14 protein-coding genes are annotated in these 18624 nt (G+C 70.7%); 3 read left to right on the top strand and 11 right to left on the bottom strand.

Features of this window, described 5'->3' with window-relative positions; all coding sequences use genetic code 11:
• Nucleotides 1-15: 15 nt before the first annotated feature.
• Complete coding sequence (locus HUA75_RS21100) at nt 16-1878, bottom strand: hypothetical protein (protein ID WP_217446163.1); 1863 nt, start codon at nt 1876-1878, stop codon at nt 16-18.
• 44 nt (nt 1879-1922) lie between these two features.
• Between HUA75_RS21100 and HUA75_RS21095 the strand changes: the two genes are divergently transcribed.
• Nucleotides 1923-3482 carry a bifunctional UDP-sugar hydrolase/5'-nucleotidase gene (locus HUA75_RS21095; protein WP_174487391.1) on the top strand — a complete coding sequence of 520 codons (1560 nt, stop codon included), beginning with the start codon at nt 1923-1925 and terminating at the stop codon, nt 3480-3482.
• Between the two features lie 78 nt (nt 3483-3560).
• On the opposite strand, the gene HUA75_RS21090 is transcribed toward HUA75_RS21095, so the two are convergent.
• Nucleotides 3561-5015: a DUF1570 domain-containing protein gene (locus tag HUA75_RS21090; protein ID WP_246137612.1), complete on the bottom strand. Its 1455-nt coding sequence runs from the start codon at nt 5013-5015 to the stop codon at nt 3561-3563.
• A 132-nt stretch (nt 5016-5147) separates the two neighbouring features.
• Here HUA75_RS21090 and HUA75_RS21085 point away from each other — a divergent pair, with 132 nt between their 5' ends.
• Together HUA75_RS21085 and HUA75_RS21080 are read left to right on the top strand one after the other, a co-directional pair.
• On the top strand, nt 5148-6164 hold the full coding sequence (locus tag HUA75_RS21085; protein WP_141646950.1) for a stage II sporulation protein M: 1017 nt from the start codon (nt 5148-5150) through the stop codon (nt 6162-6164).
• Between the two features lie 91 nt (nt 6165-6255).
• Nucleotides 6256-6705 carry an inorganic diphosphatase gene (locus HUA75_RS21080; protein WP_141646949.1) on the top strand — a complete coding sequence of 150 codons (450 nt, stop codon included), beginning with the start codon at nt 6256-6258 and terminating at the stop codon, nt 6703-6705.
• On the opposite strand, the gene HUA75_RS21075 is transcribed toward HUA75_RS21080, so the two are convergent.
• From HUA75_RS21075 to HUA75_RS21035, 9 genes are all read right to left on the bottom strand, one after another.
• Nucleotides 6662-7204, bottom strand: a complete 543-nt coding sequence (locus HUA75_RS21075; protein ID WP_141646948.1) for a GNAT family N-acetyltransferase — start codon at nt 7202-7204, stop codon at nt 6662-6664. The two genes, HUA75_RS21080 and HUA75_RS21075, sit on opposite strands and share 44 nt — an antisense overlap.
• Before the next feature lie 11 nt (nt 7205-7215).
• Nucleotides 7216-8523: a DUF58 domain-containing protein gene (locus HUA75_RS21070; RefSeq protein WP_174487389.1), complete on the bottom strand. Its 1308-nt coding sequence runs from the start codon at nt 8521-8523 to the stop codon at nt 7216-7218.
• On the bottom strand, nt 8520-9518 hold the full coding sequence (locus HUA75_RS21065) for a MoxR family ATPase (RefSeq protein WP_141646946.1): 999 nt from the start codon (nt 9516-9518) through the stop codon (nt 8520-8522). Before HUA75_RS21065 ends, HUA75_RS21070 begins: the two co-directional genes overlap by 4 nt.
• On the bottom strand, nt 9515-10798 hold the full coding sequence (locus HUA75_RS21060; RefSeq protein WP_174461817.1) for a DUF4350 domain-containing protein: 1284 nt from the start codon (nt 10796-10798) through the stop codon (nt 9515-9517). Before HUA75_RS21060 ends, HUA75_RS21065 begins: the two co-directional genes overlap by 4 nt.
• Complete coding sequence (locus HUA75_RS21055; RefSeq protein WP_174487388.1) at nt 10791-12683, bottom strand: DUF4129 domain-containing protein; 1893 nt, start codon at nt 12681-12683, stop codon at nt 10791-10793. The genes HUA75_RS21060 and HUA75_RS21055 overlap by 8 nt, the downstream gene beginning before the upstream one ends.
• Before the next feature lie 3 nt (nt 12684-12686).
• Nucleotides 12687-12956, bottom strand: coding sequence for a hypothetical protein (locus tag HUA75_RS21050; RefSeq protein WP_141646943.1), 270 nt, complete (start codon nt 12954-12956; stop codon nt 12687-12689).
• Nucleotides 12957-13019: 63 nt separating this feature from the next.
• Nucleotides 13020-14594 (bottom strand): transcription termination factor Rho, encoded by a 1575-nt coding sequence (gene rho, locus HUA75_RS21045; RefSeq protein WP_141646942.1) that lies wholly within the window; start codon nt 14592-14594, stop codon nt 13020-13022.
• A 257-nt stretch (nt 14595-14851) separates the two neighbouring features.
• Nucleotides 14852-17332 carry a signal peptide peptidase SppA gene (sppA, locus tag HUA75_RS21040; protein WP_174487387.1) on the bottom strand — a complete coding sequence of 827 codons (2481 nt, stop codon included), beginning with the start codon at nt 17330-17332 and terminating at the stop codon, nt 14852-14854.
• Nucleotides 17333-17380: 48 nt separating this feature from the next.
• The gene (locus tag HUA75_RS21035) at nt 17381-18592 is read right to left on the bottom strand and encodes a PEGA domain-containing protein (RefSeq protein WP_141643840.1); all 1212 of its coding nucleotides are present in this window, start codon (nt 18590-18592) and stop codon (nt 17381-17383) included.
• Nucleotides 18593-18624 lie beyond the last annotated feature (32 nt).

The raw sequence follows: 18624 nt of genomic DNA, 5'->3' as shown, positions 1-18624 counted from the left end.
GCGTCGCCGCGGAGCTCAGCTCGAGCGGATGGTTTCCTCCAGCGGTCCAGGGACGCGGGGGCTCGAACCCGTGCCCTGTCCTTCACGGGCGCGTCTGGCGCTCTCCTCCCGGAGGATGTGCGCGGACGCCACGGGGATGAGGGGGCGCACGAAGAATTTCAGCGGCGCGAACGAACCCACGAAGCGCACCACGGTCAGTCCCGCATAGGCCCACGGATGGCGCTCCACCGTGGCCACCGGCACGAAGACCTCCGTCGAGCGCCGGGTCCACATCGCGCCATAGCGTTGCAGCACATTCCACCGCAGCCCGGGCACGCGGGTGGTGAGGAAGGTCCACGCGCGCAGGAACCAGGGAGGCCGCTGGCCCGCCATCGGCTCCCAGGCCTGGGCGCTCTTGGCCGCGGTGAACACCATCAGCCACCACGCGCCCCACAACGAGGTGATGGTGGTGATCAGCGGACTGCTGAGCCCCAGGCAGAAGAAGGGCGAGACAACGAAGGCCGCCGCCGGCACGCCGACCGCGAACAGAATCATCGCCCTGACCCGGCGCCGCACCTTCTTGCGCATCCACTGCACGTTGAGGCGGATGTGCGGCGTGATGGCGTCGTCTTCCGGCGCCACGCGCGTCAGGAGGCTCGCCTCCCGGGAGATGACATCGTGGTAGTCGCGCGACAACGCGATGATGACCCACTGGGCAAGCTGCATCGCCGCGAACAACGCTATCCAGAAGGGGATGCCGACCACGGAGAAGCCCTTGAACGTCGGCCCCGTGGAGCCCTTGTCTTCAGCTTCAGGATGACGCTGGCGCGGCGACTTCCCGGGCTCGGACTTGAGCTTGCCCGCCTTCGAGGAATCGCCCTCGGGCTTCTTGGGCCTGCGCTGCACGCTGGACCCATCCGAAGACGCACTGGAGACGGCTTCGGCCACCAGGGCCATCACCGCGTCCGAGACCTCGGTGCCCGCGTCCGGGTTGTTCGCGGCGGCCTCGATGTCTCGAAGCCGTCGCTCGATGTTCATCGCGATGCGGGCTTCAGGGTCCTCTTCGTCCGCGGTGGCCCGCGACGGTTCCCGTGGGCTTCTGTCTTTGTCGGAAGTCGGAGCCGCGTCCGTGTTCTTGCCCTGGACGGTGGGTTCCCGTTGCCTGGCAGGCGCGGCCGAGACGTCGGCGGCAAGCTCCGAGGGCGTCTCGCCGTCCTTCGCGGCTCGTTCCGGAGGACCGGCTTCGTTCGTGTCCACCTTCCCGCCCTGAGCCTCGGGGGCTTCGTCGGCACCGGGCGCGAGGGCGACGGCATCCGGGTCGGCGGGGTCCTCGGCCTCGCCCGCTTCTTCGTCCTGGGCGTCTGAATCCAGCTCCGCCGCCGCCGTGGCGCGAGCCGTGTCCGCCGGGGCCTCGCCGTTCCGACGCTGCTTGCGAAGCTCGCGGGCGGCCGCCCGTTCCGCCTTCCTCGCGTTCTGCTCGGCCACCACCGACGCGACCTTCTTGAGCGCCGACGACACCTCGGCGGCGACGGCTTCGTCCTGGGAATCCTCCACCGCATTGGCGGCCTTGTTCGCCGAGCCCATGCACGTCAGGGACAGCGCCAGGGCGACCACGGTCTGCATCAGCCCCACGCGCAGGTACTGACGGCGCGCCACCGGGTCTCCCAGCAGGGCCCGGGCAATATGAAACGGAAGGCTCAGTCCATGGATGAACTGTCTCAGCCGGCCCCGGGGAACGACCTCCGAGCCCTGTTCCTGGAAGTGCACGGCGCCTTTTTGCAGTTCTTCCCAGAAATGCTGGGCCAGCACGCGGCCAGTCTGGTTCTTTCCGCTCGCGGCGTCCTGCTGCTGCTCCCCTCGTGGTGAGGGTGGGCCCTTGGGGTCCTGTTCATCTGACACGCCAGTCACCGTATCACGTCCCGAGTTGTGCTAAACGGCGCGCTGTGAGCTCGAACCCCTGCTACCGCCCCCGTCCCTCCCGCCAGTCGCGCCTTTCCGGCGTGCTGGTTCTCGCGCTCGGCGCCCTGGCCGGCTGCGAGAAGAGCAGTCCTCCCCCTTCCGCCCCCGTCGCCGAGCAGCCTGCTCCCGCGCCGGCGAAGCCCGCGGTGCCCAGTGAGGTGACGTTGCTCGTCACCGGTGGCACCTTCGGCCAGCTTCAGCCGGTCGATGGCAAGGGTGGCGCCGCCGAGTTGCTTGGTCACTGGGTCAATGACGAGAAGCACTGTCCCGGCCCCATCAAGGATGGCCAGGCGACCTGCGCCGACTCCGGCACCCTGGCGCTCGCCACGGGCGACCACTGGAACGGGCCGGCCCTGTCGTCCTTCTTCCTGGGTGCCCCCACCGCCGAGGTCATGGGCCGCATGGGTTATGCCGCCTCCGCCATGGGCAACCATGAGCTGGCGTTCGGCAAGGACGTCTTCCTCAAGAACCGCGCCTCCGGTGGCTTCCCGTTCCTCGCCGCCAACCTCCGCGTGAAGGACCCGGCGCTCGCGGGCGACCTGTCCCTGCCCGCGTTCCAGGTGTTCGACCGCCGGGGCCTGAAGGTTGGCGTCGTGGGTCTCGCCTCGGAGAAGACGGTGCGTACGGCGATGGCTGGCCGCGCCGAGGGCCTGGAAGTCACGGGCTACGAGGAGGCGCTCAACAGCGCCATCCCCGAGGCCCGCAAGGCCGGCGCCGACACGGTCGTCGTCGTGGCCGACACGTGCGTCACGGAGCTGCAGCCCATCGTGGCCAAGCACCCCGAATGGAAGCTGTCCGTCGTCGCCGGTGGCCGCTGCCCGCAGCAGGTCTACTCGAAGGAGAACGGCGTCATCTTCGCGTCGCTGGACCGTGGCTTCGCCAAGTACCTGCGCGCGCAGATTTCGTTCGACCCGGCCAAGCCCGCCGGCGAGAAGGTCACCAACATCGAGGGCAAGCTCGTCGACGTGGCCGGTGGCACGCCGGACGCGGAGACCGCGCAGCTGGTCGCCAAGTGGAAGGCGCAGCTCGACGAGGTGCTGGGCCAGCAGATTGGCTTCACGAAGACGGGCATCACCCAGGCCTCTCCGCAGATGGCGAAGTGGATTGGCGGCGCGGTGCGCGAGTCGCTCGGTACGGACGGGGCCATCCTCAACAAGGGCGGTATCCGTGGCGACCTGCCGGCCGGCCCGGTGACGCGCGGCAGCATCTACTCGGTGATGCCGTTCGAGAACTCGCTGCTCGTCGTGAAGCTCAAGGGCGAGGACCTGGCCAAGCAGCTGGCCAACCCCAACGCCCTGGTCTCCGGCTTCACCGCCGCCGGGAAGAACAAGTTCAAGGACGCCAAGGGCAAGGCCCTGGACCCGGCGAAGGAGTACTCCGTCGCCACGGTGGAGTACCTGTACTTCGGCGGTGACGGCTTCGAGTTCGAGAAGCTCGCCCCCGAGCCCACCGAGACGGGCATGGCCTGGCAGACGCCGGTGGTGGATTGGACCAAGCAGCTGGAGTCCAGCGAGAAGAAGCCGCTGGAGAAGCAGCTGAAGTAACCCGCGCTCACGCGTGAGGTTCTCGAGGCGCCGGTCGGGCCCCCTTCCAGGGCTCACCGGCGCTTCGTCGTTCCGGCGCTACTCGCCTCCGGACGGAGACGTCGACGCGGCGGGAGAGGCTCCACACACCGCCTCGTAGCGAGCCAGGGTGTCGTGCACCGTCTGGCGCAGCCGCTCCGGCGTGCCTTCGTAGAGCACCTCCACCGCGAGCTGCTGCGTGGCGAGCGCCTCCTGGCAGCGGCCCAGCTGGAAGAGGATGGTGGAGTAGGTGTCGAGCACGCTGGCGTTACCGGGCGCCAGCGCGACGGCCCGCTGCGCCGCCCCCAGCCCCTTCTCCGGCTGCGCGGTGCGTGCGTAGTAGCGGGCCAGTCCGTTCTGAGTGCCCACGCTGTCGGGCACCAGCTCCGCGGCGCGCAGGCGGGCGGCTTCCTGCTCCTCGGTGGCGTAGCCCGCGGCATCCAGCGCCTGGGCGAGCGCGTCCCACGCGAGGCCGCTCTCCGGCCTGCGGCTCACCAGGTCCCGCGCGAAGCCGAGCTGCTGGTCCGGGTCCCCCATGGAGCGGATGCGCAGGAGCGCCACGGTGAGGTTGCCCGGGTCCTCCTTCAGCGCCTGCGCCATCTCCCATTCGGCCTTCTCCTGGCGCGCCTCGGCGGGCGCGGCGCCGGGTGTCAGGAGGATGAGGCGCGCGCGGACGGCGTGCACCTCCGCGGGGTCCAGGAGTCGGGTGTGGATGTCGCTCGACACGGGCAACAGCGGCGCGGTGATGCGCGGGTAGTGGACGTGTCGTCCGCCGTGGGCGTAGGCGTGGACCTGGCCCGCGATATCCTTCACACCCCGGAAGGACTCGTCCCAGGCGCTCCTCGGCTCCTCGCCGCGCATGAGGCGCTTCTGGAAGCGCTCGAAGCGCTCGGAGTGCTGGCTGATGAAGAAGTGAACCCAGAGCCACGCGGAGGCGTAGTACTGCCGCGACTCCGCGCTGCTCATCAGCCCCCGCCGGTCCCACTCCCACAGCTCGTCGAGCGTGCGCCAGCCGCTGCGCTTGACGTGGTCGAGGAACGGCGCGTGGAGCGCTCCGAGGATGACCTCCCGTCGCTCCGGCCTCAGGGTGATGGTCTCCAGGTAGGTCGCCAGCCCCTCGGACAGCCAGCGCGGCTGCCGCACCAGGGCGAACTGCGAGAGGTAGTGCGTCAGCTCGTGCGCCTGCGTGGAGATGTCCGCCGCGTCCTCGCTGAGCGCGTAGCTGTTTCCCGCCATCACCAGCAGCGGGCCCTCGGATGTGGTCGCGGAGAAGCCCTCGATGCCGACGTTGGTGAACTCCGACAGCTCCCGGCGGTTGCGCAGGACGATGACCTCCACCGTTCCCGGCGGGTCGAAGCTGCCGCCCCACGCCTGGAGCAATCCCTGCCGCAGCATCTCCAACTCGCGCGCCGCGTCCTCGGCCGTGTCCGTGTCCAGGTCGGTGCGGATGCTGAAGTGGGGGCTGCGCACTTCCACCCAGGGACGGCCGCCCTCCAGGGGACACAGCGCTCGCATGGAGCTGCATCCCGATAAACAGGCCAAGAGCCATCCCAGGAACGCCAGCCGACACGTCATACCCCTGTTTTCCCACAACCGGCGCCCGTAGGGCAGGGTGGGCGTACGGCCCTCCTGGGCTAGACTGTCGTCATGGAGATGGCGGAGTTCATCGAGTCGCGTCGACCTCGGTGGGAGAAGCTCGAGAAGCTTTTGGACCAGTCCGAGGTCCGCGGCCTGCGCGGCCTGAGCCTCGATGACGCGCGAACGCTCGGAAAGCTGTACCGCGCCGTGTCGAGCGACCTGCTCTGGGTGAGGGCCCGCAGCGGCTCGGCCGACGTCAGCGCGTACCTGAATGACCTGGTGGGGCGGGCCTATGCGCTCACCTATCCGGGGCGCCGCCCCCGGTTGGCGGACGTCTGGGGTTTCGTGGCGCGAGGCTTTCCCGCGCTCCTGCGCCGCGAGTGGCGCATGTACGTGGCGGCGGTGCTGCTCTTCCTGGCCGGCGTGGGCTTCGGCTACCTGGGGATGATGGTGGACCCGGACGCCGCGCACTACCTGGTGCCCGCCGAGCACCTGGACATGGACCCCGTTCAGCGCGCCGCCAACGAGGCCGCGGGTGACGGAATGTCGGCGGGCCAGCAGGCGCACTTCTCCTCGTTCCTCTTCACCCACAACATCCAGGTGGCCTTCCTGTGCTTCGCGCTGGGCGTGACGCTGGGGCTGGGCACCGCGGTGATGTTGTTCGTCAACGGCCTGTTCCTGGGCGCGCTCGCGCACGTGTACGCGGCGAAGGGGATGGCCGGCTGGTTCTGGGCCTGGATTCTCCCCCACGGCATCCCTGAGATAACGGCCATCTGCATCGCGGGCGCGGCGGGCCTCGTCATCGCGCGCGGCCTGGTGGCCCCCAAGGGACTGCCACGAGGGCAGGCCCTGCGCGCCGAGGCCGTGACGGCGGTGAAGCTCCTGTTCGGGACGCTGGTGCTGTTCGTTCTCGCGGGCTTCATCGAAGGCACGGTGTCGCAGATTCATCCGCCCAAGCTGTCGGTGGCCTTCAAAGTCACGTTCGCGCTCGTGGTGGGCAGCGGCGTCTATTCGTACCTGCTGTCGGACTGGCTGCGAGGTTCGCGCTCGGACGACGCGCGGCTGGATGCTCCTCGGGCGTCCTGACGGGCTCCCCGACTCGCGGTGCGCGTCTGTCGCTCGACAGGCGAGGGCGAGGCTCCACGCGCCCTGTCCCCGCCCGTGCTACACGGGACTCGTGTCCGAGCCGCTGCTCCTGCCCCTGCTTCCGCGCGAACCCGAGGTCGTCATCGAGTGCCCGCGCTTCTCGTTCGTGAAGCGACGCGCGGACGGCTCGGTGGACTTCGTGGCGCCGCTGCCGTGTCCGTACAACTACGGCAGCATCCCCGGGCTGATGTCGGACGATGGAGACCCGCTCGACGCGGTGGTGCTGGGCGCTCGGTTGCCTCGAGGCCAGCGCGTGCGTGTGCCCGTGGTGGCGGTGCTGGGCTTCATCGATTCGGGGCGGGGCGACCCGAAGGTGATTTGCAGCCTGGGCGAGTTGAGCGACACGGAGCGGCTCGGCCTGGAGTCCTTCTTCCGCGTCTACGCCTTCTTCAAGCGCGGCCTGCACCTGGTGCGGGGCAACGTGACGGACACGCGCTTCACGGGGTGGCTGCCGGTGACGTCAGCGTCTTTCGCATCCTGAGCACGCGGTAGTTCAGCTCGCCCTGCCTCATCGGGCCCACCCATTCCTCGTCCTCGAAGCCCATGCGGCGCCAGAAGCGCAGCGCCGAGGTGTTCGGCTCGGAGACTCCGACGCGCAGCACGTGCATGCCCTCGGAGCGCAGCCAGTCCTCGTAGCCGTGGAGCAGCGCCGCGCCGAGCCCCAGCCCGCGCACGTGGGGCGCGAGCAACATCAGTCCCAGGTACGCCTCCCCGGGCTTTCGATAGCCCTGGAGTCCTTCGAGGACGCCCACCCACTGGCCCGAGGTGTCGCGCACCGCGATGAGATGGCCCGCCTCGGAGGGCACTCCAGGAGGGCGTTCGAGGGGAAGCTGCCGTCCCTCGTCCGGGCGCGCGGGGCGGCCGAAGCACAACTGGAAGAAGTCCTCGCAGCGCTCCAGGAGCGGCTGGAACCGCTCGGCTTCGGGGTCCTCGATTCGCTCGGCGGTGAAGGAGCCCTGGGCCTGGAAGAGGGGGCGCATGGTGCCAGCCGCTACAGCACGCCCCGGGCCTTGATGTCGAGGTATCGGTTGACGGCCGCGAGGCTCAAGTCATCCGGTTGAACATCCAGCATCTGCACGCCGCCCTGACTCACTCGCGCCTTGAGCACCTCGCGGTCCGCGAGCAGCTCCGAGGCGACCGCGTGCTGGAAGGATTCCTCCGGCCCGGGCGGTGGCGTGCGCAGGAGCTTCTGGAGCGCGGTGTCCTTCACCGACAGGCAGAGGGGCACATGGCGCCGCGCGAGCCGGTGCAGCGGGGCCACCATGGTGGAGGCCTGCTCCTCGTCGAGGAAGTCGGTGAAGACGCACAGCAGGCTGCGCCGGGTGAGGCGGACGTTCAGCTCCTTGAAGAGGGCCAGGTAGTCCACGTACGTGAGGCTGGGTGTCGTGGAGTAGAGCGCATCGACCATCTTCCGGTACTGGCCACGTCCGGCCGCTGGGGGCAGGTAGGTCTTCACGCCGTCCGCGAAGACGGCCAGTCCCACCCGGTCTCCATTGCGCACGGCGACGAAGGCCAGGAAGAGCGCGGCGTTCACCGCATGGTCCAGCTTGGTCAGGCCGTCCACCTGCGCCGCCATGGAGCGACCCGCGTCCACGCAGATGAGGATGGATTGTGAGCGCTCCGACTCCAGCACGCGCGTCACCGGCTTGCCCCGGCGGGCGGTGGCCTTCCAGTCCACGTCGCGCGCGCTGTCTCCCTGGGCATAGTCGCGCAGGCGAGCGAACTCGCTGCCCCGGCCATCCCGGCGCAGCTGCCGCAGGCCCAGGTTCACCAGGTCCAACGCGGCTCCGGACAGCAACAGCCGGTTGGCGCCACGCAGGTCCGGGTACACGGAGATGGCCTGCGCGGCGGGGAACACGCGCTCATGGGAGACGAGGCCCAGCGGGCCCTGGACTCGCGCGTACACGTCCCCGAAGTCGAAGCGCCCGCGCTTCGCCGGCGTCACCCGGTACACCCAGCGCGTCTCGCTGTCCGCTTGGAGTTTCAGCGGGGCTTCCTCGGGCGTGGCGGTGAAGGACTCCGGCACGCCGTCCTTGAGCCGCACGCGCACCGTGCGACCGCCGCGATGCACCACGCGCAGCTCGACCTTGTTGGGCACGCCGACGTTGAGCCGCTGCGGCAGCACGCGCCGCACCTCCAGCTTCGCCGAGCGGGCGCTGAAGAAGTCCAGCAGGGCCAGCGCCAGGGCCAGCGCATCCAGGGCGACCACGGCGCCGCCCAGGCCGGGAAAGAAACCCGCGGCCATCATGGGCAGGGCCAGGAGCGCGAGCAGCCCCCAGAGGCGCCCGGTGGGAATCACCGGGGGACCTCCACGGCCTGCACCACCTCGCGCAGCACGTCCGACGGCGTGGCGCCATCCAGCTCCGCGTCCGGCGACAGCAGCAGACGGTGCTTCAGCACGGGGCCGGCGAGGAAGCGCACGTCATCCGGCGTGACGAAGTTGCGTCCGCGCAGGGCCGCCAGGGCCTTGGCCGCGAGCAGCAGATGCACACCCGCGCGAGGGCCCGCGCCCAGCCGGATGCGACCGGAGGCGCGCGTCGCCGACACCAGCTTGCGGATGTAGCTGAGCACCGGCGGCTCCACGTTGACCTCGTTGAGCGCGGCACGCGCGGCCAGCAGGCCCTCTTTCGTCACCGCGGCGCTCACGCCAGCGCGCGCCAGGTCTCCCGAGTCGAAGCCCCGGTGCACCGACGCCAGAATCGCGTCCTCTTCCTCCGGCGCGGGGTAGCCCACGTCGATCTTCAGGAGGAAGCGGTCCAGCTGCGCCTCGGGCAACGGGTACGTGCCCTCCGACTCCACCGGGTTCTGCGTGGCGAACACCGTGAAGAGGGGCGACAGCGGCAGGTTGCGGCCCTCCAGCGACACGCCGCGCTCCTGCATGGCCTCCAGCAGCGCGGACTGCGTCTTGGCCGGGGCGCGGTTGATTTCGTCCGTCAGCAGCAGGTCCGTGAAGATGGGACCGCGCACCAGCACGAAGCCCTGCGTCTTCAGGTCGAACACGCTGGTGCCCAGGATGTCCGCCGGCATCAGGTCCGGGGTGAACTGGATGCGCTTGAAGTCGGAGCTGATGCTTCGCGCCAGCGCCTTGGCCATCAGCGTCTTGGCCACGCCGGGCACACCCTCCAGCAGCACGTGGCCGCCAGCGATGAGGCCGCAGAGCATCAGCTCCAGCACCTCGTCCTGGCCCACGACGGCCTTGCGCACCTCGCGCAGCACGCCCTCGCGGATGGCGTGGGCGGCCTGCACGGCGGAGCCAGTGGGCACGAGGGTGGAGGCGGGGTCATTCGCGTTCATGGGGTTCCGGGAGTGCTGCGCCGGGCGGAGCCGGCGGAGTGAAGGCGTTGGCGCAGGCCCGCCGCACGGGCCGCGAGCTGCTGGAGGTCGGAGTCGTTGGCCGCGGTCTCGGCGCGGGCGGCCACGTCATTCAGGCCGCGCGCCAGGTCCTCGCGTCCGCGCTCCTTCAGCGCGTCCGAGACGGCGGTGTGCGCGGCGTGCGCGGGCAGCCCCGCATGCAGGGCCAGCTCCTGGGTGAGTCCACGCGAGACAAGCTTCGCGGCGAAGGCGTGGTGCCGCCCCTCGCGATACAGCCGCGCCATGGCGAACAGGGCATCGGTGGCGCCAACTCGAGCGGACTCGGGAGGAGGACGCGGGGGGCCAAAGCGCTTGAGCGCCACGGACCACAGCGCCACGCCGACGAGCAGCTGGAGCACCGCGAACTGCAGCCCGTAGCGCCGCGCGAAGTCCACCACCGAGCGCTCGTTGGTGAAGCCGTGATGGAACTCGTCGAACTCGTAGGGGCCCGGGCCCAGCGCGCGCAGGGAGGACAGCCAGAACTGCGCGTTGTCCGCGCGCGCCAGCGCCCCATTCATGGCCAGCTCCGGCGCGCCCACCACCAGCACCCGGCCCTGGCCGTGAGGCACCACCGCCGCCACCATGCGTCCCAGCCGCTCGTCCTCGAGCACGGGGACGGCGTTCTCCGGCAGCTCCAGATAGGCCTGCACCTTCACCTCCACCCGCTCCACGCCCAGCGTGTACGGGGAGGGGAAGGGCGGCACCAGCGTGCGCATGGGCAGCGTCGTGTCCGCCTTGGTGAGCTTCACCCCCAGGGCATCCAGCAGCGGGTTCTCCCGCGAGCCCCAGGGGACGTAGACCACCGTGCCGCCCGCCACCACGCGCTCCAGGAGCTCCGTCACCTCGCGGTCGTCCAGGTGGCTGGCGCGAAAAGCATTGAAGCCGACGCGCGGCACGTGCTCGTCGCCCAGGCCCGCATCGGGCTCGGCGGCGAGCTGCGTCTGCTCCAGGTCATCCTCGCGCGAGCCCTCCACCTCCACCGCCAGCAGCACCGGCGTCGAGGTGTCCGCGCCGGTGATGCGCAGGTCCGCCATGCGGCGGGTCACCGGCAGGCCGCTCTCCTCGGCCAGCAGGAACAGGGCGCGCGCGCCGTCTTCGTGCGCGCGATAGGTGGACAGGGTGTCGGCGAACTCGCCGCGCTTCGCGCCCTTCACGAGCAGCGAGCCGAGCACCGCGGTGAGCACCAGCCCGCCCACCACCAGCAAGGGAAAGCGGTCACGCACCGGCGGCCTCCAACGTGGCGGGCGCGGCCAGCATGGGCGCGGTGAGCGAGCGGAACTCCTGGTAGCCCGACTGGCCCACCGGGGTGTTGCCGTACCAGGCGAAGTCGAAGCGCAGCGTCAGCTCGCGGAAGCGGGGCTTCCACTCGGTGCGCCCCTTGAACTGGCTCAGGTAGTCCCAGTTGGACAGCGTCACGTCGTAGAGAATGGCGCCGTCGCGATGCAGCCGGGACAGCAGCGCCAGGTAGAGGCTGCGCACCGCCTCGCGGTACTCCCCGCGCGCCGCCAGCTCGTCCGCCAACTGGGCCCAGCCCTCCGGCGGGCGCGACAGCGCGTGCGCCGGGTCTCCCGCGAGCGTCGTGGCATCCAGTGTGGAGACCTCCAGGCCCGCCTCCCGGTGGCTCGGACGGGATTTGCGCAGGGCCCGCATCAGCACCACGCCCAGCACCACCACCGTGAGCCCCACCAGCATCACCACCAGGACATTGGCCACGGCGCCGCCGGTGACGGCGGGGGGCGCGACGTCCACCGGGGCGGGGGCCTCGTCGCGCTTGAAGAACTCCTTGAGCCACTCGCCCAGCTTGTCGATGAAGCGGCGCCACCAGCCCGGAGGCTCCGGGGGCGGCGTGGGCTCCTTGGTCTCTTCGTCTCGGGGCGGCGCCACGGCGAACTCCGGCCGCGCGAGGATGTCGCGTGCCCGCGCCGAGGCGACACGTGCGTCCGCCTTCTCCTGCGCCTCCACCGTCGACGTGGCCTGCGTCAGGCCTCGCTCCAGCGCGGCCAGGGCCGACTCGCAGTCCTCGTTGTCGTACGCCTGCCGCTCCACCGCGCGCACCAGCCGGTCCAGCTTGCCGCGCTCACCGGGGCCCAGGGCGCCCATGCGCTCGAAGCGAGGGTCGCTGGCGGTGTCCTCGCCCTCGCAGGCCTGTGCCACCTGGCCCAGCCGCCGCGCCGCATCGCGCCCGGAGGTGACGGGAGGACGCGGCGCCACTTCGTCCGCCCGGGCGGGGCTTCCGACGAGCAGTCCCATTCCCAGCGCCACCGCGAGCACGGCCGCGCTGCGCGGGCCCAGCGGCTTGCCGGAGTCTCGCGTCGGGAGCTGCTGCGCGGCCGCCATCAGGTCGAGCCCCTCCTGCCTCACCCGGCCATCCACCAGCAGCAGCGTGGCGGTGGCGGCGCGCACCGGCTCGAAGAGGGCGAACGTCGTGGCCACGAGGAACAGGAGCCAGGGCGCGTTGTCCAGCGAGGCGAAGCGCTCCGCGAAGGTCAGGTCGATGCCCAGGAGCTTCCGGGCCAGCATCAGCAGGAAGTTGAACGCGATGTGCAGGTTGAAGAAGACCAGGACCTGCACGCTCATGAGGATGCGGACCATCGTCGCGGTGCCACGCGCCGGGCCCAACAGCCGCGAGCAGTGCCCATACAGCCCCAGCACGCTCCCCCGGCCCTGCATCACCGCCGCGTAGCCCACGCTCGCCGAGGAGAACACGACGTAGGCCACGCCCAGGCCGAACAACAGGGCCATGCCGTCGAAGACGAAGAGGTAGCCCACCGCGACGCAGAGCGAGGGCAGGCGCCCCAACGCGGCCTTCAGCGAGTCCCACGTCGAGGGCTCGCCTTGACCCTCCAGGAGCTGGGCCTGGATGTGGTGACACGCGGCGCCCTGGCACACGCCTCGGAGGAACCACGCCAGCGTGAGCGCCAGCGTGGGCAGCACCAGCGGGCGTCCCAGTCGCACCGCCTCCGCCAGGTACAGCATGGCGGCGACGACGGCCGCGCCGCCGGGCAGGGTGAGGGCCCAGACGCCCGTGCTCCGGGCGCACAGGCGCAGCGCCGCGTCCATCAGCGAGACGGCGTTGCGCGGGCGCAGCTCGAGCGCGGAGACGGCCATGGGCTAGCTCGCCACCACGGAGGCGACCAGATAGATGCCGCCCCAGACGAGGAAGAGCCCCACCAGCGCGAGCATCCCGTTGCCCACCGTCCACTCACGCCGCTCACCCGGGCCCTCCAGCGCCTTGAGGCGCCGGCCCAGACAGCTCGCGCAGCGGTTGATGCCCTCGAACTGCGTGGTGCATTCCCGGCAGATGACCCGCCGGCACTCCACGCAGATACCGAGGCCGGCGCGCTCCGGGTGGTAGTGGCAGCGGCCCGAGCCCTGAATCATGCCGCCACCTTACGCAAACCCGGGCCCGCCACACCACCCCCGCGCGCTGTCTCGGAGCTCGGCTCAGAGCTCGTCCAGGAACTCGTCGTTGTAGGTGTACCGCGACAGCCGCTTGACGAGCGCTTCCATGGCCTCCACCGGCTTCACCGCGTGGAGCATCTGCCGCAGCTTCTTCACCTTCTCGTACTCGCGCAGGGTGAAGAGCTTCTCCTCCTTGCGCGTGCCGGACTGGGCGATGTTCACCGCGGGGAAGACGCGCTTCTCCGCGAGCAGGCGGTCAAGCGTGACTTCCGAGTTACCGGTGCCCTTGAACTCCTCGAAGATGACCTCGTCCATGCGGCTGCCGGTGTCGATGAGCGCCGTGCCGATGATGGTCAGCGAGCCCGCCTCTTCCGTGGCGCGCGCGGCGCCGAAGATGCGCTTGGGGCGCTCCAGCGCGCGGCTGTCCACGCCGCCGGACATGGTGCGGCCGGAGTTGTCGATCTCCTTGTTGTAGGCGCGCGCCAGACGGGTGATGGAGTCCAGGAGGATGACCACGTCCTTGCCGTTCTCCACCAGCCGGCGGGCGCGCTCCAGCGCCAGCTCCGCCACCTTGAGGTGGTCGGCGGTGGGCCGGTCCGAGCTGGAGGCGACGACCTCCGCCTTGATGCTGCGGCGCATGTCCGTCACTTCCTCGGGCCGCTCGTCGATGAGCAGCACCATGACGTGCGCCTCCGGGTGATTGGAGATGACGGCCTGGGCGATGCGCTGGAGCATGATCGTCTTGCCCGTCTTCGGCGGGGCGACGATGAGCGCGCGCTGGCCCTTGCCGATGGGAGACACGAGGTCCAACACCCGCGTCACCATCTCCTTGTGGCCGCACTCCAGCTTGAGCCGCTCGGTGGGGTCCACCGACGTCAGGTCCGCGAAGTGCGGCAGCCGGGGCGCGCCTTCCAGCGGGCGGCCGTCCACCGTGTCGACCTTCTGGATGATGCCCTTGTGGCCGCGCATCTGCGCGAAGGCCGTCAGGTACTGGCCCTGTCGCAGGCGCAGCTTCTGCACCAGGTTCTTGGGCAGCTCCGGGTCGTCCGGCGCCGCCAGGAGGTTTCGCTTCACCTGCCGCAGGAAGGCGTTGGGGCCCTTGGCCTCCGTGTCCAGCACGCCCTCCACGGGCGCCAGGTTCGACTGCTGCGCCGCCTGGCCCTGCTGACCACCGCCGTGGTGCTGGCGCGAGTGCTGCTGGCCGCCACCGTGGCCGCCGCCCTGCGGCTGCTGCTGACCCTGCTGGGGCTGCTGCGGGCCCTGCTGCTGCTGGGCCTGACGCTGCTTGTGCTGCTCCAGCTCCTGCGGCGTCAGGAAGACCTGGACCTGCTGCCCGTCCGGGCCCGGCTGCATCCGGTACGCCTGGCCATCCGGCGTGAAGAGCACCTGCGCGCCACGACGACGACGGCGCCGACGACGGCGGCGTCCACCGGGCTGGCCGGGTTGTCCGCCGGGGCCACCACTGGCCGAGGCGCCACCGCCTTCGCCCTCGTCTCCACCCTCGTCGTCGCCTTCATCGCCGCCATCGTCGTCCGCTTCGGGGGGAGGGACAGGACGGGCGGCCGCGGGCGGCGGCGGGGTATCACGTGGATCGCGGTTATCGGAGTTTTCGCTCATGAGGTTTCCAGACCGTGTGCGCCCCACACGGGCCATCCCGAGGGGAGGGCGGGGGGACGCAGGGTGACTCAGGCTGTGGGACAGGGAGCCGGGCGCGGGGCCCTGAGACACGGAAGGCCGAACCGCCGGTCCCTGGAGCACCCTGACGGCCCGAAAGCCGACCAGCGTGCATGAGGAACACTAACAGAGGACGCCCGGCGCGCTCCCGGTTTTTTCGCCCGGTGTTGGCGGGCGGACCCCGCCCAACCGTGGCGTCGTCAGCGAACGGTGAGGGTGAAGGGCATCATCGCCTTCATCCCCGGGCGCAGGAGCTCCAGGTTCACCCCCGCGTCGCGCGCCAGCTGTCGCAAGGCGGCTGGGAAGGGCTCGGAAGGCGCCGGGAGCAGGGCAAGGGCCGCTTGCACGCCCGGCTCCCCGCCCATGCTGGAGAAGAAGCCGCGCGCCTCGCCCATCAGCACCAGGTCCAGCTCCTCGGCCTGGGGGACGCCCGCGTGTTTGCGAGCGGACTCCACCGCGTCATGCAGGCCGCCCAGCCGGTCCACCAGTCCCCGCGCGAGCGCGTCCGTGCCGCTCCACACCCGGCCTCGGGCGATGGCGTCCACCTCCGCCTTGTCCTTCTTGCGCGCGCGGGCCACCTCGGTGATGAACATGTCGTAGGACGCGTCCACCCACTGCTGCACCGCCGTCTGCTGCTCCGGCGTCCAGGGCTGCCAGGTGTCGAAGACGTCCGCCATGGGAGAGCGGCTCAGCGTCTCCTGGCTGATGCCCAGCTTTTCGCCCAGCAGGCCCTGTAGCGCGGGCTTGATGTAGAAGACGCCGATGCTGCCGGTAATCGTCGTGGGCAGCGCCAGCATCTCCGTGGCGCCCATGGCCGCGTAGTAGCCGCCGGACGCCGCCATGTCCCCCATGGAGGCGATGACGGGCTTCACCTTCGCCGCGTCCAGCACCGCCTGGTACATGAGATAGGAGGCCAGCACCTCGCCGCCGCCCGAGTCCACGCGCAGGACGATGGCGACGACGGACGGGTCCGACTTCGCCGACTCCAGCGCGCGCACCACCGTCTCCGCGCCGGCGATGCGGCTGAAGCCCAGCGGGTCCTCGCGGCTCTTGCCTCCGGCGATGGTGCCCAGCACCGGCACCACGGCGATACGGCGACGCTTGCCCCAGCGGTCCTCGCGCTCGTCGCGAGGCGCGTACGCCGCGCTGAAGCGGGCCCGAGGCGCCATCTCCCGCACCTTCCCGTCCAGCTCCGCGGGGTGGATGATGGCGTCCACGAAGCCCAGCTCCTGGGCCCGCTTCGGCGTGGGCAGGCCCGCCGCCCACAGCTCGCGCAGCTTCTCCACCGGCACCTTGCGCGACTCCGTCACCGCGCGCTCGTACCAGCTCACCTCGTTGTCCAGGTACGCGCCCACCGCCTCGCGCGACGCGTCGCTCGGCTCGCTGAGGGTGAGCTGCTCGGGGGCCGTCTTGTACTTGCCCACGCGCGCCACGTCCCACTTCACCCCAAGCTTGTCCATCGTCCCGCCGTAGGTCTGCAGGTGCGCAGCCAGGCCGTTGATGTGCAGGAAGGACTCCGGCACCGCGTAGATGCGCTCCGCCGCCGTCGCCACGAAGTAGCCCATGTCATCCACTGACAGCAGCACCGCCATCACCCGTTTGCCGGACGCGCGCAGCCGCAGCACCGCCTGTCGGAGCTCCTCCGCCTTGCCCCAGTCCACCCCCGGCAGGCCCTCCATCTTCAGCACCACGCCCGACAACCGCTCGTCCTTCGCGGCCAGGTCCAGCCAGCGCGACAGCCGCAGGAACGGGTCCGCCTCGCTTACCCCGAGCACCGCCAGGAGCGGACTGCCGCCGCTGGCCAGCACGTCGTTCAAGTCGAGCATCGTGACGACGCCCCCGGGCGGACGCAGCGAGCGATAGCTCTCCGAAGACAGGCGCACACCCAGGACATGGTCCGTGCCGTCCTCGCCGCCGCCCGCCGCGTACGTGACGCCGATGTGCCCGGTGTCCACCGTCGCCGCCAACTGGAGCGCCAGCGGTACGCCGCTGACGAAGCCGTGCGACACGCCTCCGCCCAGCCGCAGCCCTGGAATCACCTCCGCCTGGAGCGTGTACGTCGCCTGACCCTGGCGGAAGGCCCCCTCGGAGAAGAGCCAGTCGATGCCCAGCGTGAAGCGCTCGTCCAGCGGGCGCAGGCCCAGGCCGAAGTCGTACTTGCGTTTGACCTCCAGGCTCCCCTCGGTGGGCGCGTTGAGGTCCTTCACCACCGCCGCCAGCGACAGGGCGCGCACGGGCCGGGCGGTGAGGCCCACGTCGAACGTGTCCAGCGCGTCGATGTCGTCATCGTCGGAGCTGAAGCCGTGCCAGGAGCCGCCCAGTTGCAGCGTGGGCGAGCCCAGCGACAGGCCCAGCGACGTGCGCCGGTAGTCCGGCTCGTGACGCCCGCGAATCCACTCCATGGACGCGCCCAGGCCCAGGCCCAGGAGCTGCGCGCCCAGGAAGACGCCGTCCGCGACGCTGTCCCGCTCCAGGTTGCGCTCGTGCAGGTAGAACAACTGCCCGGAGCGGACGAAGCCCAGCCCGGCCGGGTTGAGCGACAGGGCGGTGGCCTCGTCCACCAGGGCCGCGCCAGTGGGCGGCAGCGTCATCCCCCGCGTGGGGACGGGGGCCTGGACGATGGTGCTCGTCTGAGCGAGCGCGAGCGACGGGAGCAGCAGCAGGAGGGCGAGCAGGCGCATACGCGCCAGGACTCTAGGCCGCGCCCGCCCGAGGACAAGCGCCGCGTGTCACCAGTCCTCGGTTCCGGACACCCCGTCGAGCGGGTCATCCACCTTCTTCTTCTTTTTCTCCTCGGAGCGGGTGCGTCCGCCGCGGTCCTCCGCGCCCCAGTCCTCGGTGCCGCCCCGGTTGTCGAGCGGGTCGGAGCTGCGCACCACCTTCTCGCCGCCACCCTCGCTGGTGTTCACCATCTGATTCACCATGCGCTCCATCTCCTGCTTGAGCTGACCGAACTCGTCGCCCTGGAGCACCACGCGGCGGCTTCCGAGCTTCTTGCCGTTGCGCAAGTCGTAGTAGCCCAGGATGAGCTCGGAGCCCTCGCCCGAGGCCTTCACCGTGCCCACCATGGCGCGCTCCAGGCCCATGGACTTGCCCAGCCCCGCCACGCCGTTGGCCTGGGGGATGCCACGCGACACTTCGCTGGCCACGCGGTCCAGCTGCGCGTCGTAGGCCTTGTACGAGGCGGTGGGCACCAGCTCCGTGCTCACCTCCACGTCGTCCGGCGTCACCTCCATGAGCTGGCCGAACTGGCGGAAGCCCGGCCGTTCGATGCGCAACAGATGCTTGCCCACCGCCAGCGCGGGAATCGTCACCGGCGTGTGGCCGGCCAGTTCACCATCCACGTAGACACGGGCGCCAGCGGGCCGCGACTTCACCGTGGCGCTGCCGCGCAGCTGGGACGTGCGGCCGGTGGCCACCTGCACGCGCAGGGCGATGAAGTCCCGGCTGAAGCGCTTGGGGTTGAGCTCGAAGGTCGGCGACACGGCGATGAGGTCGATGAGGACGAGCTTCGCCTCCTCCACGTCGCCACGCAGGTGCAGGAGCGCCGCGTACAGCGCCAGCGACTCGCACAGGGGCGAGCAACCCCTCATGGACGACGGCGCGCCGTTGAGCTCCTTGAGGGTGGCGCGGACCTTCGCCTCCGCCTCGTCGTACTCCTTCTTGTCGAAGGCGGCGGCGCTCTCCGAGTACCCCTTGCGGGCACGCTCGAGCGCGGACTGGGCGGCGGGGTCTCCGGGCAGGCCGAAGAGCTCCTCGGGTTTGCGCACGGTGAAGCCGGAGAAGTTCCCCAGCGCCTCGTTCATGTAGCCCTCCATCTGGACCGCGTTGGCCTCGGAGGCCGGGTCCATGGGGACGAGGAGGCTGGAGACACGCCGGGCCGGGGCGGGGGACGCCGCCAGGGCGAGCGAGGGAAGCAGGGCGAGGACGAGGGCTCTCATGGGGTAACCTCTGAAACGAGCGACGCGAGCGG

Origin of the sequence: Myxococcus sp. CA040A (genome assembly GCF_013336725.1) — a bacterium.
Classification (GTDB): domain Bacteria; phylum Myxococcota; class Myxococcia; order Myxococcales; family Myxococcaceae; genus Myxococcus; species Myxococcus llanfairpwllgwyngyllgogerychwyrndrobwllllantysiliogogogochensis.
The sequence above is the reverse complement of the archived record's forward strand: the minus strand, read 5'-3'. Positions and strand labels throughout refer to the sequence as shown.